The sequence below is a fragment of the Paenibacillus agri genome, assembly GCF_013359945.1.
In the GTDB taxonomy this organism is placed as follows: Bacteria; Bacillota; Bacilli; order Paenibacillales; family Paenibacillaceae; genus Paenibacillus_AQ; species Paenibacillus_AQ agri.
On sequence record NZ_JABWCS010000217.1, the window covers coordinates 208,105 to 229,811 of the forward strand.

Here is a 21,707-nt window from a genome sequence, read left to right on the forward strand (position 1 = left end):
CTACTGAAACAATTTATCTTTTAGGAATTTGGATTACAATCTCGTAATGGTCACCACGGTCGTTCTCCGACGTTTTGATTTCCATCCCCGAGCCTGTCACCATATCAATAGATTGACGAATTGTATTAAGAGCTAGACGAACATCCTTTGTATAGGAAACCCGTTTTGATTTTTTAATTTGTGTTACTTCTTTATAAAATGCGATGCGTGCTTCTGTTTGTTTAACATTCAAGCCCTTAGAGATTATCTCTTCTAGAACTTTCAGCTGCATTTCCACACTATCCAGAGACAACAATGAACGTGCATGCCTTTCTGTTACCTGGCGTTCCATAAGCGCTGTCTTCACTTCTTCAGGAAGCTGAAGCAGCCTTATTTTATTGGCGATGGTTGATTGGCTCTTACCGATCCGTTGAGCCAGGCTTTCCTGAGTTAATTGATGAAGATCAATCAATTTCTGATACGCGTAGGCTTCCTCGATAGAGGTTAGATCCTCTCGCTGCAGATTCTCGATCAATGCAATAGAGGCTGCCTGGGAATTATTGAACTCGCGAACAATAGCTGGAATGGTCTCCATTCCTAGCTTCTTCACAGCCCGCCAGCGACGTTCACCGGCAATGATCTCATACTGTGACTCGCGCATGCGAACAACTATAGGCTGAATCACACCATGTGTCTTTATCGTCTGGCACAGCTCGTCTATCTTCTCATCATCAAATATTGTCCGTGGCTGATAAGGACTGCTGATGACCTCATGAACCGGGATTTGTTTGATCTCATCTCCGCTGCTCCGCTCGGAAAATCCAAAAAGCTTGGTGAATTGTTCTTTCATTCCGTTCATAACCACCTAATTTCGTTATAGTACGATCTTCTTGACCTTATTCCCGGTAAAAGCATATCGTACAGCAATGGAAACTGCTCGCCTAGGCCAGCAAGTTCTTCCCTCTCCCCCGCTATAAATGCTGAAGAGAGCCTTATTCCCCATAAAATTCTTACTATATTATTCTATCACTTTTTCTTCTATAATCCTATTCTCCGTATAGACCTATTTTTCCTGCATTTATCAAATATGCGTCTCTTTACATTTCACAAGTGGGTGTCGTCACTTGTAGCGCTTTCGATGCGAGCTTTTCTATGGAAAGCTTCCAGGCAGGCGCCATCGCTCCTACAGTTCCAAACCTTCCCCTTCGTTCCTTCTCGCTTCTTGTTGATTTCTTTTATTCACCTTATATCGAGACCTGCTATAATTTTAAAAGAACAGCATATCTATGTAAGACGAGCTTAAGATCGGAACATAATACTAGGTCGACACTACGGTGGAATGTTTAGATTTCCTGTCGCTGTTGTCACTAAACTTCTTCTCTAATAGCCACTTCTATCATTTGAAATCATGCGATTGTTTTTACTCTGGGCGTGAGTTTTCGACGAGAACGCTCCTGAAGAGGGCTTTCAGACGAGCTCTTCTCTCCTACAGCTCCAGCTCCCACCTTCGTCCCTTCTAGCCTACTGTTACTTTCTTTTGTTCATCTTATATAGACGGCCCGTCTATATTAATAATAAATGATCCCTGCTACCTTCTATGTACAATTACCTCTCCCAAGTCGACAGAACAAGAGCTTGCTGATTTCGAATAAAATCGCCAGCACTAAACACGTACACACGAAGTCACAACTATGAACCCCACTTTTAAACTATTCTAAGGCGAAGGCTTAGATCTGTGACACATTTGTTGGATACGAAAAAGAGCGGGTCTCATCGTCGACGATGAGACCCGCTCTTGGAAAACCATGATAACATCTATGGTTGCTGATGTTTCACGTGAAACATTTTATACCAAAGGTGTCTTAGCAGGAATTCCTGCCTTACGTGGATATTTCGCTGGTGTATTGGCTGTCTTACTAACCAGAATAATATGCCGTGCCGATTCCTCTACAGGAAGCTTGAAAGGCTCTACCTTTATGAGTTGACCCCGCAGTTCCTTCAAACTGTACTTAGCTTCCCTTAATTCCTCGGCAGGATCGCTACCCTTCATAGCTGCGAAAACGCCACCCTTCTTCACAAAGGGAAGACAGAACTCGTTCAGCAGTGCCATCCGTGCCACTGCACGGGCTGTTACTACATCATAAGCATCGCGGTGAGCGCCCTGTCTGGCAATATCTTCAGCGCGCCCATGAATCAATTGCACACCCTCCAGCTGCAACGTATCACAGATATGCTGGAGGAATTTGATCCGTTTACTGAGCGAATCCACAATCGTCAGCTTTAGATGCGGGAAGCATATTTTCAGAGGAATACCTGGAAAGCCCGCACCCGAACCAATATCCGCCAAGCTTCCTCTTTCCTCCAGATTCAGATAAAAGGCCAGCGATATCGAATCGTAAAAGTGCTTGGTATAGACTTGATCACGTTCGGTAATCCCCGTAAGATTCATCTTCTCATTCCAGGACACCAATTCCTGATAATAAAGCTCAAATTGATGTAGTTGGGTGGAATTCAGCTTTATTCCATGCTGCTCCAGAAGCTCTGTAAATTGTGCTACAGTCTGATCCATAACTTATCCTTTCGCCGCCGTCACCCGGTTATAATGCTCCAAATACACAAGAAGGATGGAAATATCGGCTGGAGTTACTCCGGAGATCCGGGAAGCCTGACCAATAGAGATTGGACGGATGTTAGACAGCTTCTGGCGCGCTTCCATGGCAATACCGTGAATCTCATTGTAGTTAATATCCTCTGGAAGCTTCTTCTTCTCCATCTTTTGCAGACGCTCCACATGCTGCAACTGTTTCTCGATATAGCCCGAGTATTTGATTTGGATTCCCACTTGCTCCTTCATGTCCTCATCCAGTTCGACAGGAGATGGGGAGAATTGATCGACCAAACTGTAATCCACTTCCGGACGACGCATAAGGACAAGCAGGTTGCTACCATCCACAATATCCGCAGATTCAAACTGTGCCAGGATGGGATTAATTTCGGTTGGCTTCACCTTGGTTTCTTGCAGGCGGACGATTTCACGCTCTACCCGCTCCTTCTTATCCACAAAAGCATCGTAACGTTCCTGCTTGATCAATCCAATGTCATAACCGATCGGCGTCAGGCGCAGATCCGCATTGTCATGGCGAAGCAGCAGACGGTATTCAGCCCGTGATGTGAGCAGACGGTATGGTTCGTTGGTTCCCTTGGTTACAAGATCATCAATCAGCACGCCGATATAGCCTTGCGAACGGTCCAGAATAACAGGTTCTTTGTCCTGAACTTTGCGGGCAGCGTTAATACCAGCCATAACCCCTTGTCCTGCCGCTTCTTCATAACCGGAAGTTCCGTTGATTTGTCCAGCAGTGAACAAGCCAGGCAGCCGTTTCGTTTCAAGGGATGGCCAGAGCTGGGTAGGCACCATAGCATCATATTCGATGGCGTAGCCATTACGCATCATCTCTACTTTTTCCATACCAGGAATAGAGCGAAGTACGGCCAGCTGCACATCTTCGGGAAGACTCGTGGACAGACCCTGTACATAGTATTCCGATGTGTTTTTGCCTTCCGGCTCCAGGAAAATCTGATGTTTGGACTTATCGCTGAACCGGACTACCTTATCCTCAATGGATGGGCAGTAACGCGGACCAGTACCTTCAATAACCCCTGTGAACATAGGTGCCCGGTGCAGGTTGTCATTGATGATCTGATGCGTCTCTTCCGAAGTGTACGTCAGCCAGCAAGGCAGCTGTTCGTTGTCCGAAGATTTTGTTTCAAAGGAGAAAAATTTAGGCTTGTTGTCTCCCGGTTGAATCTCAGTCTTGGAGAAATCAATACTATCCTTGTGTACACGCGGCGGTGTACCCGTCTTGAAACGAGCCAGTTCAAAGCCCAGCTCCCGCAAATGCTCGGACAGCTTAATGGAGGGTTGTTGATTGTTAGGTCCGCTCTCATAAGCGAGTTCCCCCATAATCACCTTACCACGCAGATAAGTACCGGTAGTCAGAATAACAGTCTTGCTGTGATATTCTGTTCCAGTCTTCGTAATAACACCCGCACAGCGTCCATCTTCAATAATCAGGCGCTCTACCATCCCCTGACGCAGCGTCAGGTTAGGTGTCTTCTCCATCGTTTCTTTCATCGCATGTTGATAGAGGTACTTGTCTGCCTGTGCACGCAGAGCGTGTACAGCAGGCCCCTTCCCTGTATTCAACATCCGCAGTTGTATATATGTCTTATCTATATTACGGCCCATCTCGCCGCCAAGAGCGTCGATCTCACGCACCACATGTCCTTTAGCTGGTCCGCCAATAGACGGATTGCAGGGCATGAATGCCACCATATCCAGGTTGATCGTGATCATTAATGTACTGCAGCCCATTCGGGCGGCAGCCAGAGCTGCTTCGCATCCGGCATGACCGGCGCCGATGACGATTACGTCATAGCTGCCTCCATCATAACTCATGTCCTGTTTCCTCCTATATAAATGTTATTTACCCAAACAGAATTGCGAGAAGATCTGGTCGAGCAGCGAATCAGCAGCAGTATCGCCGACAATCTCGCCAAGCTGTTCCCAAGCCAGCCGCACATCAATTTGAATCATGTCGATCGGAATGAACTGCTCCGCAGCGTCATAAGCGTCCTGCAGCGATTTGTACGCTTTTTTCAGCAGGGCGATATGTCTTACGTTGCTCACATATGTCAAGTCACCGGACTCCAGCTTGCCGCCGAAGAACAGTGTTGAAATAGCATCTTCCAGTTTATCCAGACCTTCCTCTTCCAGAACGGACATCGGGACAATACTGCTTTCTTCAAAATGAGCAAGCAGCTTGGCCTTATCCAATTTGGACGGTAAGTCCATTTTATTCATGATCACCAGGCATTGTCTACCGTGGATTTGTTCCATGAGTGCCAATTCATCCTCATGCAGTTCCTCATTGGAGTTCAGCACAAGCAAAATCAGGTCAGCTCCAGTGACCGCAGCCTTGGAACGCTCTACCCCGATTTGTTCCACAATATCCATTGTCTCACGGATACCTGCGGTATCGAGCAGCTTCAGGGGAATGTTATTGATGGTTACATACTCCTCAATCACATCACGCGTAGTTCCAGGAATATCGGTAACAATCGCTTTATTATCACGGGCCAGCGCGTTAAGGAGTGAGGATTTCCCAACGTTAGGACGTCCGACAATCGCTGTCGTAATGCCCTCACGAAGAATCTTGCCTTCACTTGCAGTCTTCAGCAGTTTGGTGATGCCTTCCATCACTTCACTACTCTTATCTTTAATAAACTCAGCGGTCAATGACTCCACATCGTGTTCAGGATAATCAATATTGACCTCGATATGAGCTAACGTCTCAATCAAAGTATGACGAAGGGCGTGAATTCGCTCCGACAGAGAGCCGCTAACTTGCTTCAGGGCTACTGAGAAGGCACGGTCTGATTTGGAACGGATGAGATCAATAACCGCCTCAGCCTGTGTCAGGTCAATTCTTCCTCCCAGGAAAGCCCGTTTGGTGAATTCCCCTGGATCGGCCAGCCTGATATCCTGCTGCAATAGCAGGTCCATTACGCGGCGCACAGAAATAATGCCGCCATGGGCACTGATCTCCACAACATCCTCTGTTGTAAAGGAACGCGGACCCTTCATCACAGTCACCAGCACTTCTTCCATGGTTTCTCCGTTCCCAGGGCTGATGATATGCCCATAATGAACCGTATGGGATTCCGCTTCTGTCAATGGAACTCTACTGCGGAACAGAGGGGCTACTTGAGGGATAGCCTCCGGGCCACTTACCCGAATAATGGCAATACCGCCCTCTCCGAGCGCTGTCGAGACGGCGGCTATAGTATCGCTGAACATGCTGTCTTTCACCTCGTTATATGACAAACTATATAAGATGAACTTAAGATACGAATATAAGGCTCAGTCGTCACTACGGAGAATGTTTGGACTTCCGGTCGCTGTTGTCCCCAGATTTCTTCTATATAAACCGCTTCTAGCGGTTGAAATCCGGGGACAGCTTGTGCTTTCGATGCCAGCTTTTCTACGAAAGGCTTTCAGGCGATCGCTATCGCTCCTACAGTTCCAAACTTCCCCTTCGTTCCTTCTCGCTTTTTGTTTCGCTCTTTTATTCATCTAATATAATCTGTTTTATTTGTAAAAAAGCAATGACCCCTTAGATTAGACTAGGAGTCATTGCGGCATATAGTCTCTACTTCAAAGTAATTACGACGCGGCGATTGGGTTCATCGCCCTTGCTGAGTGTGTTCACCTGCTTGTGATCCTGCAGCCTGGAATGAATAATCTTCCGTTCTTGAGGCGACATCGGCTCCAGCACAACCTCTTTACGTGTGCGGATGACGCGGCCTGCAAGCCGATCAGCCAGCTCCTCCAGTGTCTTCTTGCGTCGTTCCCGGAAATTCTCTGCATCCAGGACGAGACGAATGAAGCTATCGGAGTAGCGATTAGCTACGATATTCGCCAGATACTGCAAGGCATCAAGCGTTTGTCCTCTTCTGCCAATAACCAGTCCAAGATCGGGACCGGATATTTGCAGAGTAGTCGATTCCTTGGCATGGACGATTTCTACTTCCACCGTGAGCCCCATGCTCTTGGCGACATCCACAATGAAACGTACAGCTTGCTGGTAAGCTTCTCCCCCCGGTTGTCCGGAATCTTGGCGTGGTACACCGCCGATAGCCTCCTGTGTACTTTCTCTGGCTGACTGCTGAGGCACTGACGGAGCACTCGCCGCGGGCGCCGGTGCAGGGATCAAGGTCACTTCAACCTTGGCCTCCTTAGCACCGATCAATCCCAGGAATCCTCTTGAGGGCTGTTCAAGTACATTGATTGTAACGCGGTCCCTGTTAACGCCAAGCTGGGCTATTCCCCGTTCTACAGCTTCTTCAATGGTTTTTCCTGTCGCGACGACTTTGCTCATTTCGACTTTTTGGCCCCCTTCGATGCCTTGCTGCCATTGCTCTTCGCGGAAGATGTATTCTTGCTCTTCGCAGGACTTACTTCCTTGTCGTTCGCAGAGTTTACGACAGCGAATTTAGATGTATCGTTGTTGCGGTATAAGAAGTAGTTCTGAACAATGGTGTAGATGTTACTGTAGAACCAGTACAGCGGAAGTGCAGACGGGAAATTATAGGACATGATGAAAATCAGGACAGGATATACCATCATCATGAACTGCATTGGCCCCTGCTGCTGCATCGGATTCATCTTCGTCATCATGCGAGTCTGCAGGAACGTCGTGATTGCAGCCAGTGCCGGTAGAATGAACAGGTGGTCCGGCTTACCAAGCTCCAGCCACAAGAAGGAATGCTCACGCAGATGCGGGTTGTAATAAATCGAGTTGTACAGCGCGATAAAAATCGGCATTTGCACGATCAGCGGCAGACATCCTGCCATCGGGTTAACCTTGTTTTCCTGGAAGAGGCGCATTGTTTCCTGCTGCACTTTTTCAGGCGTGTCTTTATATTTTTTCTGGATTTTCTGGAGCTCCGGTTGAATGGCCTGCATCGCACGCGAACTCTTCACCTGTTTCATGGTAAGCGGCAAAATCAGCGTGCGCACAATAAGAACCATAACAAGTACGGCTAGTCCATATTGTCCGTTAAACCACTTTGCGAACGTTTCCAGCGCGATAGCAAAATAATAAACTACGTTACTTTGCCAGAAACCGCCATTCTTCAAATCCTCCGTAGTGTGTGTAACAGTGGCTGACGGAGAACAACCTGACAAAACAGCGATCATCAACACCATTACAGCGATGAGGAAGAACCATTTTCCTCGTCTAGTCTTCATTAGAGACACTTCAAAACCCCTCTCTTGAACATTCCATTGCACCGTAAATCATACCATAATTATGAATACAAATAAACAAGCCTCTTCGGCCCTTCTTATTTGCGGGAAGCCTTTAGTAGCTTGGCTTTGCGAAGCACATGAAGCACACTTTTCTCAAGCTCTGTGTATTCCATGGACAGAGCCCCTTTTCGCACAATAAACACCAGATCCAACCCGCTGGCGATCTCTGGCTCATGATGCCTGACGATTTCCTTCACGAGTCTTCGCATCCGGTTGCGGACAACAGCGTTCCCCACTTTTTTGCTAACCGACACTCCGAGCCGGAAACGCTCCACCTCTTTTCTATTGAACCAATACACCACAAATTGGTGGTTGGCAAATGACTTTCCATGGCGGTATACGCGGCTGAAGTCGGCGCGGTTTCGTAATCGCAAACTTTTGTGCACGAGAATCTCCTTACTTGAAAAGACCGGTCTGTTTTAGGTTGTCCGGAATTTTTCCTTCTATTTAGTAGTATACTCACCCGGCGATAGCCGTAAACGGCAGCTTGTACACTGATTGAGCAACGCTTAACGGTGCGACAATTCGAATTACTTCCTATATAGGTGTATACGAATAGCCCCACAAAGTGTAGCCGACGCATACTAGCGTAATCTAGACCTTCGCAGGGTTTCACCGGAAAAGTATGAATGCAACAAGCGAAAAACGGGTACCGCCCTTTCCGAAAGACGATACCCGTTTCACATGTGAACTATAAGAAAGCGGAGTACGAATAGAGATCAAATACAGTCTTATATGTTGAAAAAAAGACCACCGCAGTGGTCCTTAATGGCCTAACTTACGCACTCAGAACTTTTCTGCCTTTCAGGCGGCGAGCTGCCAGCACTTTACGGCCGTTTTTCGTGCTCATTCTTTTGCGGAAACCATGTACCTTCTTGCGTTTGCTCACATTCGGTTTGAACGTCGGTCTCATGTATTGCACCTCCCTTACAGGATCTTAATTACTGTCATATCTAAGCAGAAACGGCTTGGCCGTCCTTAAAGTAGGGACAGTATCTACAGTATCATCATTTAAATGTTTGAAGACATATCCTCACAGAAAACACCTTTATATATTTAAACACAATAATTGGTCAAAAGTCAACCAGTCTTTGCAGACTTCCTTCCCCTCTTATAGAAGGCTATTATCCACAACCCCCATTCGTCAAAAAATAATCCACAGCATTCTACACTTATCCACCTGTGATTAAAAAAAGAAGTCGATTGTTCGCAGACTAGGACAACCTGTGTATAAAAATATCGGAGGTCTGACGCTTCATGTCGAACGGTGAACAATTTATCAACAATATGTAGTGTTGTTCTTAAATTTTGTACACAAGTGATTGAATTTGTGGATAAAATAGCCCGAATCATTGAAAAACAGGGGTGCTTTTGCTATGATGGTATTACTTTTGAATGTGAATAGATTTGTTTGCTCTCTATATTATCAACAAGCTGTGGATAAAGTTGTGAACAATTCAAATTTATCCATATTTTTTTGTCCCCTCGTCCTTTGTATTGGGGATAAATATCAGCATCTATATATTTTCTTCGACATTTCCACTTCATGGCTGATGCCACATTTGGAAGATTTAAAGGAGTGACAGTCTGTGGACAGCCATACTTCCGAATTATGGCAGCAAATATTATCAATCATCCAATCCAAACTGAGCAAGCCGAGTTTCGATACCTGGTTTAAGGCAACCAAAGCGTTAACCTTCAACCAACAGTCACTCATTATCTCGGCTCCGACAACATTCGCAGTAGAATGGCTGGAAAGTCGCTACACCAAGCTGGTGGGAGCTACAGTTATGGAAGTTACCGGGCAACAAGTGGATGTCAAATTCGTCATTGAGGAGAATAAGCCGGCTGAGCTGATTATTCAGCAGTCTGCCCCATCCCCTGCCGTATCGCGCGAAGAAGCGCAGACCCATCTGCTCAACCCCAAATATACCTTTGACACATTCGTCATCGGTTCGGGCAACCGTTTTGCCCACGCAGCTTCGCTGGCCGTCGCCGAGGCGCCGGCCAAAGCCTACAACCCCTTGTTCCTGTACGGCGGAGTGGGTCTCGGAAAAACCCACCTGATGCATGCGATCGGCCATTACGTGCTGGAGCATAACCCCAATAACAAGGTTATTTATATTTCCTCCGAGAAATTCACGAATGAGTTCATTAACTCCATCCGTGACAACCGTGGGGAAAGCTTCCGCAACAAATACCGCAACGTAGACATCCTGCTTATTGACGACATTCAATTCCTGGCCGGCAAAGAATCGACGCAGGAGGAATTCTTCCATACATTCAACGCCCTGCATGAAGAGCGCAAACAAATCATTATTTCCAGTGACCGACCGCCAAAAGAAATCCCGACTCTCGAGGAACGGCTGCGTTCCAGGTTCGAATGGGGTCTTATTACGGATATTCAGCCGCCGGATCTGGAGACACGGATCGCGATTTTGCGTAAAAAGGCGAAAGCGGAGAACCTCGACATCCCTAATGAAGCGATGATGTACATTGCTAACCAGATTGATACGAACATTCGCGAACTGGAAGGCGCGCTGATTCGGGTCGTGGCCTATTCTTCCTTGACCAATCAGGATGTCACCACCCATCTGGCAGCGGAAGCGCTGAAGGATATCATTCCGTCCAGCCGTCCGAAGATGATTACCATCGGTGATATTCAGCAAAAAGTCGGTGAATACTACAATTTGCGCCTGGAGGACTTCAAGGCACGCAAACGCACGAAAGCCGTAGCTTTCCCGCGCCAGATCGCCATGTATCTCTCTCGTGAATTAACAGACTATTCCTTGCCCAAGATCGGTGAAGCATTCGGGGGACGTGACCATACGACAGTTATTCATGCACACGAGAAAATAACGCAATCACTAAAGGTCGATCAGGAGCTGTACAAAGTGGTAAATAATCTTGCGGAGAAAATTAAAAATCCTTCATAAGAGGAATACAGAGCCTATACACAATCTATACACATGTGGGTAGGCTTAATTTTATGCGGCTTTCGAAGGTTATCCACATATTAGACGCCCCTACTACTAATACTATTAAATAACTATAATAATTCATCATCTATAAACGGTGTGAACAACTCACTGCATAACGCAACTTCCCAATTTTCAGCTAGGAGTGAAATCATGAAAATAAGCATTCTCAAAAACGAACTCAACGAATCCATTGGACATGTATCCAAAGCGATCTCCAGCAGAACGACTATTCCCATTCTGACCGGGATTAAGCTGGAAGTTACCCATCAAGGCGTAACTTTGACAGCAAGCGACACCGATATTTCCATCCAGTCGTTTATTCCTGCCGAGAATGATAGCCATACCATCGTAAAAGTTGAGCAGCCAGGTAGCGTTGTGCTTCCAGCTAAATTTTTCGTCGAAATCATCAAGAAATTGCCGTCCAAAGAAATCCACATGGAGGTCAAAGAAGGCTTCCAAACCTATATTTCCTCTGGTTCTACCGAGATTCAGATCGTAGGACTGGACCCGGAAGAATTCCCGGTGCTGCCGAACATCGAAGAAAATGATATGATCTCTATCCCGGGCGATTTGCTCAAAAATATGATCAAGCAGACGGCATTCTCCATTTCCACTCAGGAAACGACACCGATTCTTACGGGAATTCTCTGGAATTTGAGCGATAACGAGTTCAAGTTCACCGCTACAGACCGTCACCGGCTCGCTACCCGGGCAGCCCATTTGGAGGGAACAGAGAATGTTCATTTTGGCAATGTTGTTATAGCCGGTAAAACGTTGAACGAGCTGAGCAAAATCATCCCTGACCAAAATATGCTGGTGGATATTGTCGTAGCCGATAACCAGGTTCTCTTCAAAATCGACAAAGTGCTGTTCTATTCCCGCATCTTGGACGGTATTTATCCGGATACTTCTAGAATTATTCCAACGGCATACAAAACAGAACTAACTTTGGACACAAAAAAATTAAGCGAGTCCATTGACCGTGCTTATTTGCTGTCCCGTGAGGAAAAAACGAACATTGTCCGCATGCAGACCCTGGATCAGGGCGGTATCGAAATTTCCTCCAGTTCCTCAGAGCTGGGTAAAGTGCGTGAAGAGCTGGAGACTATTGATTTTAAAGGGGAACCTCTCAAAATCTCGTTCAACTCCAAATATATGCTGGATGTGCTCAAAGTTATCGAAAGCGAGCAGCTTGTCATTGCCTTCACCGGAATGATGAGTCCGATTATTTTGCGTCCGCTGGATGACAGCCGCAGCATGTATGTGATTTTGCCATATCGTACGACTAACTAAATTCACTGTTCACGAGCCTGTGGATAAGTGGTGGAAAGGATAAAAATCATGAGAAAAATACTTATCCACAGTGGATATATTAAGCTGGATCAATTTCTGAAACTGTCGGATTGTGTATCCACAGGGGGAATGGCCAAGGCCTTGTTGCAGGAAGGACTAGTCTTGGTCAATGGAGAGAAGGAAGAACGCCGGGGCAGAAAGCTCTATCCGGGTGATCGTATCGAAGTGCAGGATGAAGGCACGTTCGAGGTCATTGGCGGCGAAGTGCAGAAATAAGAGGGGGGACCCCCTAGTGATCAGAGCGGCTCTTCGGAGTCGCTTTTTTGAGTCCAAAGAACGGCTAGTATTTGCGAGACTACAACAATCAGTGTTTTTGGTATAAAATAAAGCTTTAGGGCATTTTACGCTCGTGGAAGCTTCATACGATCTTGGACCACATGATTTTCGCTTAAGAAATAAGCTTTGTAGCATAAACTCCACGCCTGTGGGGTCTTGGGAGGAACCATTTCGTGTTTGTTAAAAATATCGGCCTGCAGCATTATCGCAATTACGGGCTGCTGCGTCTGGAAAGCCTGGGGGATGTCAATCTGATCCTCGGTCAGAACGCCCAAGGCAAAACAAACCTCATGGAGGCCTTGTTCGTCCTGGCGATGACCAAAAGCCACCGCACCTCCAAGGATCGTGAGCTAATCTCGTTCGATGCCCCGAGCGGCAGTGCGCAGATCTATGCCGAGATTCAGCGCAAATACGGAGATCTGAAGCTTGAGCTCAGTCTCTCTGCCCAAGGGAAGAAGGCGAAGGTCAACGGTCTGGAGCAGCGCCGGCTGAGTGAGTTCGTAGGATCGCTCAATGTGGTGATGTTTGCTCCGGAGGACCTGGAGATTGTCAAAGGTACACCGGGTATTCGCCGCCGTTTCCTCGATATGGAGATCGGACAGGTGCAGCCAGGCTATTTGTTTCACCTGCAGCAGTACCAGAAGATTCTGGTGCAAAGAGGTAATCTGCTGAAGCAATTATGGGGCAAGCCCGCCGGCGGAACAGAGATGCTGGAGATCTGGGATGCCCAACTTGTAGAGCATGGTGTTAAAATCGTCAAAAAAAGGAAAGAATTCATAAAGAAGCTGCAGATCTGGGCGGAAAGCATCCACAAGGGAATTACAAATGGCGGGGAAGAGCTAAAATTGCACTACGTGCCCTCTTTTGGCGAGAGAGAGGAAGAAGATGAAGCTGTCTTATTAGACAATTTTATGTTAAAGTTATCACAAACGAGAGAGCAGGAAATCAGGCGCGGCATGACGCTGACGGGTCCCCATCGGGATGACCTGTCCTTTTTTATCAACGGACGTGAAGCCCAGGTCTACGGGTCCCAGGGACAGCAGCGCACGACAGCCCTGTCGCTCAAGCTGGCGGAAATCGAGCTGATCCATGAGGAGATCGGGGAGTATCCTGTGCTGCTTCTTGATGATGTGCTATCTGAGCTTGATCCTTATCGCCAGACTCAGCTTATTGAAACCTTTCAAAGCAAGGTACAGACATTCATTACCGCTACGGGAATTGAAGGTCTGCATGCCGATAAATTAAAAGGCGCAAGCCTATATCATGTCCGTGACGGACAAGTGGAGCTATAAAGAGCGGAGGAAGAAGATGTATATTCATTTGGGCGGGGAAAAGATCATCCGGTCGTCAGAGCTGATTGCTATATTTGATATTTCGATTGAGAAATCTTCCAAGGTATCGAAACAGTTCGTCATTCAGTCCCAGCAGGATAAGAAGCTGGTTCGGATTGGTGAAGAGGAAGCGAAATCTATTGTCGTAACCAAGAATAGCGTGTACTACTCCCCCATTTCCTCCTCCACTCTCAAGAAAAGAGCCAAAATGCTGTTGGAAATATAGCTCTACCGCAGTAACAAAGAGATAATCTGAAAGAAGTAGGTGAAGGCATGTCAATGAATCAACCGACATATGATGAGAGCCAGATTCAGGTACTAGAAGGGCTGGAAGCGGTTCGGAAACGCCCGGGCATGTACATCGGCTCTACAAGCGCTAAAGGTCTGCATCATTTGGTGTGGGAGGTCGTAGATAACAGTATCGACGAGGCGCTGGCAGGTTATTGCGACCGGATTCAAGTGATTATACACGAGGATAACAGCATCACCGTTATCGACAACGGGCGGGGAATCCCTGTAGGGGAGAACACAAAGCTCAAGAAGTCGACGCTTGAAGTGGTTATGACTGTACTGCATGCTGGCGGTAAATTCGGCGGCGGAGGATATAAGGTATCCGGCGGTCTGCACGGCGTGGGTATCTCCGTAGTAAACGCCTTGTCCGAGAGAGTTGTGGTGTCTGTTAAACGTGAAGGTCATATTCACCAGCAAGAATACAGACGCGGCGTTCCGCAGTACGATATCAAGATTACAGGTGATACGGAAGAGACAGGTACGACAACTACGTTCCATCCGGATCCTGAGATTTTCACGGAGACTACAATCTTTGAATATACGACGCTGCTTACCCGTATTCGTGAGCTGGCTTTCCTGAACAAGGGAATTGAGCTTTCGCTGACAGATGAGCGCACTGGCGTGTCCAATGCCTTCAGATACGATGGCGGTATTGTGGAGTACGTGAAATACCTGAATGAGAAAAAAGAAGCGTTGCACGAGGATCCTATCTACGTAGAAGGCTCACGCGATATGATCCAGGTTGAAGTCGCGCTGCAATATAACGATTCCTACACCGAGAATATTTATTCTTTTGCTAATAATATTAATACACATGAGGGCGGAACCCACGAATCAGGCTTCAAGAGCGCCTTGACGCGTATTATCAACGATTATGCCCGTAAATCCGGTGTGATCAAGGATGGCAATTCCAATCTGACCGGGGACGATGTGCGTGAAGGCCTGACGGCGATTATTTCCGTTAAAATCCCTGAGCCTCAGTTCGAGGGTCAAACCAAGACCAAGCTCGGCAACAGTGAAGTTCGCGGTATTGTGGAATCTCTGTTCGGAGAAAAGCTTCAGGAATTCCTGGAGGAGAATCCGGCAGTATCCCGCCGTGTACTGGAGAAATCACTGCAGGCTTCACGTGCCCGTGAAGCTGCGCGTAAAGCGCGTGAGCTGACTCGCCGTAAGAGTGCGCTTGAAGTCAGTGCCCTGCCTGGTAAGCTGGCAGACTGTTCGTCCAAGGACGCTTCCATCAGTGAGCTGTACATCGTCGAAGGTGACTCTGCCGGTGGATCGGCCAAACAGGGCCGGGACCGTCATTTCCAGGCGATCCTGCCGCTGCGCGGTAAAATCCTGAACGTAGAGAAAGCTCGTCTGGATCGTATTTTGTCCAATGCTGAGATTCGGGCAATCATTACCGCTTTGGGTACGGGCATCGGGGACGACTTCGATCTGTCCAAAGCACGTTACCACAAAGTCGTTATTATGACCGATGCGGACGTTGACGGAGCTCACATCAGAACTTTGCTACTGACGTTCTTCTACCGGTACATGCGGAAATTGGTAGACGCGGGGTATATCTATATCGCTCAGCCGCCGCTCTTTAAGATTGAGCGCAACAAGGTTGTACGTTATGCCAGCACCGAAAAAGAGCGTGATGAGATCATTGCCGCTTTCGGAGAGAACGTGAAAGTCAATGTCCAGCGCTATAAAGGTCTGGGCGAGATGAATGCAGAGCAGCTTTGGGATACAACTATGGATCCTGAGAGCCGGACGATGCTGCAAGTCACGATTGAAGATGCGATACTGGCTGACAGCATTTTCGATACGCTGATGGGCGACAATGTCGAGCCGCGGCGTGACTTTATTCAAGAACATGCCAAGTCCGTCAAGAACCTTGACGTATAGGCTGAACAAGAATAACAAGTATTAGTAATACAGAAACCTCCGGTTGCTATTCCGCTCGGAATAAGCAGGCCGGAGGTTTTCTTTTTTAGACAATGATCATAAAAGATATCAGAGTGCCTTGCGACGGGAGGAAACAGTGCCCTCGGATTTCTTGAGTCTTCCGTAGGCGACGGCATAACGGTGGATTCTGCGATAAATGGATTTGTCGGGGAACATCTTGAATACGATGATGGAGGGGAGGGTGTTCACCTCCAGGAGCCACATGTTATGGTGCTGGTCCAGAGCGACATCCAGGCCGATTTCTTTAATACCGGGATAGGATAACTCAAGCTGGCCTGCAATCTGCACACCAAGCTGCTTCAATTGCTGGATGGCGGTGCTGGACTCAGAGGGGGTCATATGCTCCTTAAATAAAGTATTTACCTGGAAAATGCGCCCTCCGTTGTGATAGTTGGTCACAATTTTATGCGGCGCTGCGACCCGGCCAAGCATTCCGGTGGTTTCCCAGGTACCGATCGGCGTTTTCTGGGCCAGCACCCGCAGGTCGAATGGGCGGTCATGATGACGGAGCAGATCGATTCCTTTTTGAATCAGATAGAATTTCCCCTGTGTTCGCCCTAATATAGCTTCGTGCAGTTCCTGGGGGGAAGCGAAAATTTGTGCTGTTTTGTTGTAACGCAGAATATACATCGTTTTCTCTTCCTTCCGAACCGCCTTGCGATCTTCGCTGCCGTCCGCCTGAATGCTGGGCGCCAGGGAGACCAATCGCTGTTCGGCTCTCATCACGCCGCTGCCGTATGTTCCGCGGTCAGGCTTAACATACACTGTTGCGTGCACGGCGAGCATTTCTACAAGTGTTGAGAAATTGTATTTGCGAGTGTCAGGAATGTAATTCGATAATGTGGGATTGAGAAGGATTGCATTTGTTTTGGCCCATTTGCTGGAGACTCGTTGAATTTTCATCTTTCTCCTCCTTAAAGGTTATATGCAGGTACTGCTCCTTAGAGTCTTGCTTGCAGAACTCCTTAGGGAGCTTAATCTCCTGTGGCCTGAAATTTCAGGACAAGCTCTTTAAACAATGGTATAATACAAGGATATGGGATTATGCTTTATTGGACGAACATGGAACGATTAAAGCTATCTTTCTCTCTATACAGTCTATGTGTGGAGGGCGTTCGCGGACAGGGCATATACCCTTACAGGAACAAAAGAAATCAGGTTTAAAAGATAAAAGGCTATTATGTTTAATTGTGCTACTTTTGTGAAAGTAATATAATAAAGGGTAGCGGTTTTTTAACTGAAGGAGGTCCAGCACTCATGGCTGAACAAAATAACCCGCAAATCAAAGACCGGGACATTGGCGTGGAAATGCGCGATTCATTTATGGATTACGCAATGAGCATCATTGTTAGTCGGGCTTTACCCGATGTGCGGGACGGATTGAAGCCGGTTCACAGGCGCATTCTGTTTGCGATGTCGGAACTCGGAATGTCTCCGGATAAACCCCATAAGAAATCAGCGAGAATCGTCGGTGAGGTTATCGGTAAGTACCACCCTCACGGAGACTCTGCCGTATATGAAACAATGGTACGTATGGCTCAGGATTTCTCGATGCGTTATATGTTGGTTGACGGTCACGGTAACTTCGGCTCGATCGATGGTGACATGGCTGCTGCCATGCGGTATACGGAAGCGCGTCTGTCCAAAATCGCAATGGAAATGCTCCGGGATCTGAATAAGGAGACCGTAGATTTCGCGCCAAACTATGATGGTGAAGAGCACGAGCCAGTGGTGCTGCCTTCCCGTTACCCCAACCTGCTTGTCAACGGTGTATCTGGTATTGCCGTAGGTATGGCGACCAATATTCCGCCGCATAACCTGGGAGAGGTTATTGATGGGGTACAGGCATTGATCCGTAATCCCGAGATTACGCCAATGGAATTGATGGAATATATTCAAGGACCGGATTTCCCTACATCGGGATATATTTTGGGCCGTGAAGGGATCCGCCAAGCTTACCGTACAGGCCGGGGCTCGGTTACGATGCGTGCGAAGGCTACGATCGAAGAGAACAACGGCAAGGCGCGTATTATCGTGCATGAGCTGCCGTATCAGGTGAACAAGGCTCGGCTCGTTGAGAAGATCGCCGAACTGGTACGTGAGAAGCGGATTGACGGTATTACTGATCTTCGTGACGAGTCGGACAGAAACGGTATGCGTGTCGTTGTAGAGATGAGACGTGACGTTAATCCAAGTGTGGTACTGAATAATCTGTACAAGCATACTTCGATGCAGTCTACATTTGGGATCAACATGCTTGCGATTGTAAACAACGAACCGAAGATTCTGAATCTGCGCGATGTGTTGTACCACTATCTGCAACATCAGATTGAGGTCATTCGCCGCCGTACAGAATTTGATTTGAAAAAAGCTGAAGCCCGTGCCCACATTTTGGAGGGCTTGCGTATTGCGCTTGACCACCTTGATGAGGTTATTGCTCTCATTAGAGCTTCCCGCACCACGGACATTGCCCGTGAAGGACTGATGAATACCTTCAGCCTCAGTATTGAGCAGGCTCAAGCTATCCTCGATATGCGGATGCAGCGTCTGACCGGTCTGGAACGTGAGAAGATCGAGAACGAATACAATGAGCTTCTGGCTAAAATTGCGGAATACCGTGAAATTCTGGCTAACGAGCATCTTGTGCTGGAGATTATCAGCAACGAGCTGCAGGAGCTGCGTGATAAATATGCCGACAACCGTCGCACAGAAATCACCGTCGGGGAAGAAAGTATTCTGGACGAGGATTTGATTCCGCGTGAAGAGGTTGTTATTACCATTACGCATACCGGCTACATCAAACGCCTGCCGGTGACGACCTACCGCAGTCAAAAGCGCGGAGGCCGCGGCGTAATCGGTATGGATACGAAGGATCAGGATTTTGTGGAGCATCTCTTCGTGAGTAACTCCCATAACTACCTGATGTTCTTCACCGACAAGGGTAAAGTGTACCGGATCAAGGCTTACGAGATTCCGGAGCTTGGCCGCACTGCACGGGGGACGCCGATCATCAACCTGATCCAGATCGAGCAGGGAGAGAAGATCAGCGCAGTTATTCAGGTAGAGGATGCAGACAGTGATAAATACCTCTTCTTTGCCACTCGTGAAGGTATCGTTAAGAAGACACCTCTGGAAGACTATAACAACATCCGCAAAGGCGGTTTGATTGCTATCAATCTCCGTGAAGAGGATTCCCTGATTGAAGTGAAGCTGACCGATGGGGAGCAGAATCTTATTATCGGTACGGCGCGCGGCATGTCGATCACGTTCTCCGAGAACGATGTACGGTCGATGGGACGGAGCGCAACGGGTGTCAAAGGGATTACCCTAGACAGCAACGACCATGTTATCGGTATGGACTGTGTAGATCTGGATCTTGAGGTGCTGATCGTAACGGCTAAGGGATATGGTAAACGTACACCAGCTGGCGATTATCGCTCCCAGACGCGCGGTGGTAAGGGGATCAAGACGATCAACCTTACAGACAAGAACGGTCTGGTGGTCGGTCTGAAGGTCGTCAAGAAGGATGAGGACCTTATGATCATTACGACCAGCGGTACTTTGATCCGTACCAGCATGGATGGCATTTCTACCATGGGTCGTTACGCACAAGGTGTTAAATTGATCAATATTCGTGAAGATGATGCAGTGGCTACCCTTTGCCGGGCCGACAAGAATGAGGAAGACGATTTGTCTGAATCAGAGGAAGGCGAAGAAGGACAGGTTACAGAGGAAAGCGTAAGCGATGAGTCAGTAGTAGAGACGCAGAGCGAAGACGATCATCTGGAATAAAGTATATTTGAAGAGTGAAAGTTTCTTTTACAGAGACTTTCACTCTTTTTTTAAATAAAATTCAGGATTCTCCTGCCTCACACTGGTCGCTTGCCCCCTGACATACTATAATTAGGGACATGGTGAAATAAGGAACTTCGGACTGCGATCAGCCGGACGTTATATGTTTCAATCTACAAGAGCGTCACTATTAATGGGTTAGCGAATAAAGGGGCTGAGCTTATGCCATACATAGCAGTTGGAGAAGTTAAACCAGGTTCGAAAATTATACAAGATGTTGTTACGCCATTAGGAGGAACATTGTTTCCCAAGGGCAAGGTGTTGCTGCCGCGCGATATGGAGATTCTGCAGGCATTTTTGATTCAACAGGTGGAGATAGAGGGCAGCGAGAGTGAGGCCAAGGCAAGTGAGCCGGCCAAGTCCGGCAATAAAGCTGCTACGGCGAAAACAGGTTCGCTCATCAATGAGTCAACACTATACCGAAACTCGGTTTTGCATGATGAATATGAGAAGATGATAGCCCTCATTAAGAACTGCTATCGTTCTGCTGCGGCAGCACCCCTCCCGATTCTTGAATTGAGAAACCAACTCGAAATACTGATTAGCCATTTGAAGGAATATCATGTTCTGAAGTTTGCGCCACGGACATTGAACGAACAGGACTACAATTATCATAATGCCGTATTGTCGGCGTTGACTTCATATAAGATCGCCCAATGGTGCGGTTATCCGCAAAAGGACTGGCTGCAGGCTGCCTTCGCAGGATTGCTTCATGATATAGGGAACGTAAAGGTAGACCCTTCACTGTTGCTGAAGCCTGAATCCTTAACGAACGAAGAGAAGGAAGAGGTACGCAGACATACTACCTATGGTTATCAATTGCTGCGTAACGTAACGGCGATAAATGAAGGAGTAAGGCTTGCCGCACTGCAGCACCATGAGAAGGTGGATGGTTCAGGTTACCCACTTCGGATGGAAGGCAGCCAGATTCATGTGTATGCCAAGATTGTAGCTGTAGCGGATATCTTCCATGCTATGACGCTGGAGAGAGCCTACAAGAAGGCACAGTCGCCTTATCTTGTGCTAGAGCAGATCTTAACGGAGAGCTTCGGCAAGCTGGACCCAGTTATCGTTCAAACCTTTATTCAGAAATCGACAGAGCTATATAACGGAACACGCATCCGTCTTAGTGATGGTCGTCATGGAGAGATTATCTTTACTGACCGCACACATCCTACCCGGCCAATGGTTCAGGTTGAGGGCACTATTGTTAACCTGGCCACTGAACGTGAGCTGTATATTGATGAAATCATTGCTTAATGTATATAGCATCAGTATAGCTGCTATATATCCTAGGCTCTTAATGGCTTTATGGAGAGAGAACTAAAGATATATAGCAGCTGTATAGTTTTTCTCAAAAAAAAACTTGCAATGGAATTCTATACATGGTATATTCTAATTCCGGCCAAGAAATAACGATGCCGAGCTCAAAAATGAAGTTCGAATAACGAAATTCAAAAAAGAGCTTGACATTAAAACGCCGGACATGATATAGTATAAGAGTTGCTGCTGAGACATTGAGCAGACAACGAGAAAAGCTTGATCTTTGAAAACTGAACAACGAGTGAGTATGGAATTCGCGAAAGTGAGTTCAAAAATGATGAATTTCACAGCGTATCTTACGCTTTAGAATTTCATCCTATGAGAATTAATTCTCGTCAGATGTTTCAAAATGAGCAATCGCTCTTTTCGATAAGTTTTCGGATGGTTATTTTCTCGGAGTAATTCGAGGAAGTGATCGCTCGAAAAAACCTATTTGGAGAGTTTGATCCTGGCTCAGGACGAACGCTGGCGGCGTGCCTAATACATGCAAGTCGA

At 47.2% G+C, this 21,707-nt stretch carries 17 protein-coding genes and 1 rRNA gene; 9 read left to right on the forward strand and 9 right to left on the reverse strand.

The genetic code is table 11. The features are described 5' to 3' along the window. Positions 1 to 13: 13 nt before the first annotated feature. The 8 genes from noc to rpmH form a co-directional block, all read right to left on the reverse strand. Positions 14 to 829, reverse strand: coding sequence for a nucleoid occlusion protein (noc, locus tag HPT30_RS22385; RefSeq protein ID WP_175373526.1), 816 nt, complete (start codon positions 827 to 829; stop codon positions 14 to 16). Between the two features lie 996 nt (positions 830 to 1,825). Next, positions 1,826 to 2,548, reverse strand: a complete 723-nt coding sequence (rsmG, locus tag HPT30_RS22390) for a 16S rRNA (guanine(527)-N(7))-methyltransferase RsmG (RefSeq protein WP_175373527.1) — start codon at positions 2,546 to 2,548, stop codon at positions 1,826 to 1,828. A 3-nt stretch (positions 2,549 to 2,551) separates the two neighbouring features. Next, complete coding sequence (mnmG, locus tag HPT30_RS22395; protein ID WP_175373528.1) at positions 2,552 to 4,438, reverse strand: tRNA uridine-5-carboxymethylaminomethyl(34) synthesis enzyme MnmG; 1,887 nt, start codon at positions 4,436 to 4,438, stop codon at positions 2,552 to 2,554. A gap of 24 nt (positions 4,439 to 4,462) precedes the next feature. Next, entirely contained in the window at positions 4,463 to 5,839 is a 1,377-nt protein-coding gene (gene mnmE, locus HPT30_RS22400) for a tRNA uridine-5-carboxymethylaminomethyl(34) synthesis GTPase MnmE (RefSeq protein ID WP_175373529.1), read from the reverse strand. Between the two features lie 352 nt (positions 5,840 to 6,191). Beyond that, positions 6,192 to 6,920, reverse strand: coding sequence for an RNA-binding cell elongation regulator Jag/EloR (gene jag, locus HPT30_RS22405; protein ID WP_175373530.1), 729 nt, complete (start codon positions 6,918 to 6,920; stop codon positions 6,192 to 6,194). Next, positions 6,917 to 7,801: a YidC/Oxa1 family membrane protein insertase gene (locus HPT30_RS22410; RefSeq protein WP_175373531.1), complete on the reverse strand. Its 885-nt coding sequence runs from the start codon at positions 7,799 to 7,801 to the stop codon at positions 6,917 to 6,919. Before HPT30_RS22410 ends, jag begins: the two co-directional genes overlap by 4 nt. An 86-nt stretch (positions 7,802 to 7,887) precedes the next feature. After that, positions 7,888 to 8,238 (reverse strand): ribonuclease P protein component, encoded by a 351-nt coding sequence (rnpA, locus tag HPT30_RS22415; RefSeq protein WP_175373532.1) that lies wholly within the window; start codon positions 8,236 to 8,238, stop codon positions 7,888 to 7,890. A gap of 392 nt (positions 8,239 to 8,630) precedes the next feature. Continuing rightward, on the reverse strand, positions 8,631 to 8,765 hold the full coding sequence (rpmH, locus tag HPT30_RS22420) for a 50S ribosomal protein L34 (RefSeq protein WP_019914530.1): 135 nt from the start codon (positions 8,763 to 8,765) through the stop codon (positions 8,631 to 8,633). 676 nt (positions 8,766 to 9,441) lie between these two features. On the opposite strand from rpmH, the gene dnaA reads away from it, so the two are divergent. From dnaA to gyrB, 6 genes are all read left to right on the forward strand, one after another. Next, positions 9,442 to 10,788, forward strand: coding sequence for a chromosomal replication initiator protein DnaA (gene dnaA / locus HPT30_RS22425; protein ID WP_175373533.1), 1,347 nt, complete (start codon positions 9,442 to 9,444; stop codon positions 10,786 to 10,788). A 195-nt stretch (positions 10,789 to 10,983) separates the two neighbouring features. Beyond that, complete coding sequence (gene dnaN / locus HPT30_RS22430) at positions 10,984 to 12,126, forward strand: DNA polymerase III subunit beta (RefSeq protein ID WP_175373534.1); 1,143 nt, start codon at positions 10,984 to 10,986, stop codon at positions 12,124 to 12,126. A 48-nt stretch (positions 12,127 to 12,174) separates the two neighbouring features. Beyond that, positions 12,175 to 12,402 (forward strand): S4 domain-containing protein YaaA, encoded by a 228-nt coding sequence (gene yaaA, locus HPT30_RS22435; protein ID WP_175373535.1) that lies wholly within the window; start codon positions 12,175 to 12,177, stop codon positions 12,400 to 12,402. A 233-nt stretch (positions 12,403 to 12,635) separates the two neighbouring features. Continuing rightward, positions 12,636 to 13,754, forward strand: a complete 1,119-nt coding sequence (recF, locus tag HPT30_RS22440) for a DNA replication/repair protein RecF (RefSeq protein ID WP_175373536.1) — start codon at positions 12,636 to 12,638, stop codon at positions 13,752 to 13,754. 16 nt (positions 13,755 to 13,770) lie between these two features. Next, on the forward strand, positions 13,771 to 14,019 hold the full coding sequence (remB, locus tag HPT30_RS22445; protein WP_066377786.1) for an extracellular matrix regulator RemB: 249 nt from the start codon (positions 13,771 to 13,773) through the stop codon (positions 14,017 to 14,019). A 47-nt stretch (positions 14,020 to 14,066) separates the two neighbouring features. Continuing rightward, complete coding sequence (gene gyrB, locus HPT30_RS22450) at positions 14,067 to 15,977, forward strand: DNA topoisomerase (ATP-hydrolyzing) subunit B (RefSeq protein ID WP_175373537.1); 1,911 nt, start codon at positions 14,067 to 14,069, stop codon at positions 15,975 to 15,977. 108 nt (positions 15,978 to 16,085) lie between these two features. On the opposite strand, the gene HPT30_RS22455 is transcribed toward gyrB, so the two are convergent. Next, entirely contained in the window at positions 16,086 to 16,940 is an 855-nt protein-coding gene (locus HPT30_RS22455) for a YheC/YheD family protein (protein ID WP_175373538.1), read from the reverse strand. Positions 16,941 to 17,294: 354 nt separating this feature from the next. Between HPT30_RS22455 and gyrA the strand changes: the two genes are divergently transcribed. The 3 genes from gyrA to HPT30_RS22470 form a co-directional block, all read left to right on the forward strand. Next, positions 17,295 to 19,829: a DNA gyrase subunit A gene (gyrA, locus tag HPT30_RS22460; RefSeq protein ID WP_175373539.1), complete on the forward strand. Its 2,535-nt coding sequence runs from the start codon at positions 17,295 to 17,297 to the stop codon at positions 19,827 to 19,829. A 222-nt stretch (positions 19,830 to 20,051) separates the two neighbouring features. After that, complete coding sequence (locus HPT30_RS22465; RefSeq protein WP_175373540.1) at positions 20,052 to 21,149, forward strand: HD-GYP domain-containing protein; 1,098 nt, start codon at positions 20,052 to 20,054, stop codon at positions 21,147 to 21,149. Between the two features lie 493 nt (positions 21,150 to 21,642). Continuing rightward, positions 21,643 to 21,707: ribosomal RNA gene (locus tag HPT30_RS22470) — 16S ribosomal RNA — on the forward strand; the annotation flags it as partial.

Bases quoted from the DNA above. Each gene is read 5' to 3' on its own strand.
- mnmG (WP_175373528.1), bottom strand. From the start codon at position 4,438: ATGAGTTATGATGGAGGCAGCTATGACGTAATCGTCATCGGCGCCGGT.
- remB (WP_066377786.1), top strand. From the start codon at position 13,771: ATGTATATTCATTTGGGCGGGGAAAAGATCATCCGGTCGTCAGAGCTG.
- HPT30_RS22465 (WP_175373540.1), top strand. From the start codon at position 20,052: ATGCCATACATAGCAGTTGGAGAAGTTAAACCAGGTTCGAAAATTATA.
- noc (WP_175373526.1), bottom strand. From the start codon at position 829: ATGAAAGAACAATTCACCAAGCTTTTTGGATTTTCCGAGCGGAGCAGC.
- gyrB (WP_175373537.1), top strand. From the start codon at position 14,067: ATGTCAATGAATCAACCGACATATGATGAGAGCCAGATTCAGGTACTA.
- mnmE (WP_175373529.1), bottom strand. From the start codon at position 5,839: ATGTTCAGCGATACTATAGCCGCCGTCTCGACAGCGCTCGGAGAGGGC.
- jag (WP_175373530.1), bottom strand. From the start codon at position 6,920: ATGAGCAAAGTCGTCGCGACAGGAAAAACCATTGAAGAAGCTGTAGAA.
- yaaA (WP_175373535.1), top strand. From the start codon at position 12,175: ATGAGAAAAATACTTATCCACAGTGGATATATTAAGCTGGATCAATTT.
- HPT30_RS22455 (WP_175373538.1), bottom strand. From the start codon at position 16,940: ATGAAAATTCAACGAGTCTCCAGCAAATGGGCCAAAACAAATGCAATC.
- rpmH (WP_019914530.1), bottom strand. From the start codon at position 8,765: ATGAGACCGACGTTCAAACCGAATGTGAGCAAACGCAAGAAGGTACAT.
- rsmG (WP_175373527.1), bottom strand. From the start codon at position 2,548: ATGGATCAGACTGTAGCACAATTTACAGAGCTTCTGGAGCAGCATGGA.
- gyrA (WP_175373539.1), top strand. From the start codon at position 17,295: ATGGCTGAACAAAATAACCCGCAAATCAAAGACCGGGACATTGGCGTG.
- dnaN (WP_175373534.1), top strand. From the start codon at position 10,984: ATGAAAATAAGCATTCTCAAAAACGAACTCAACGAATCCATTGGACAT.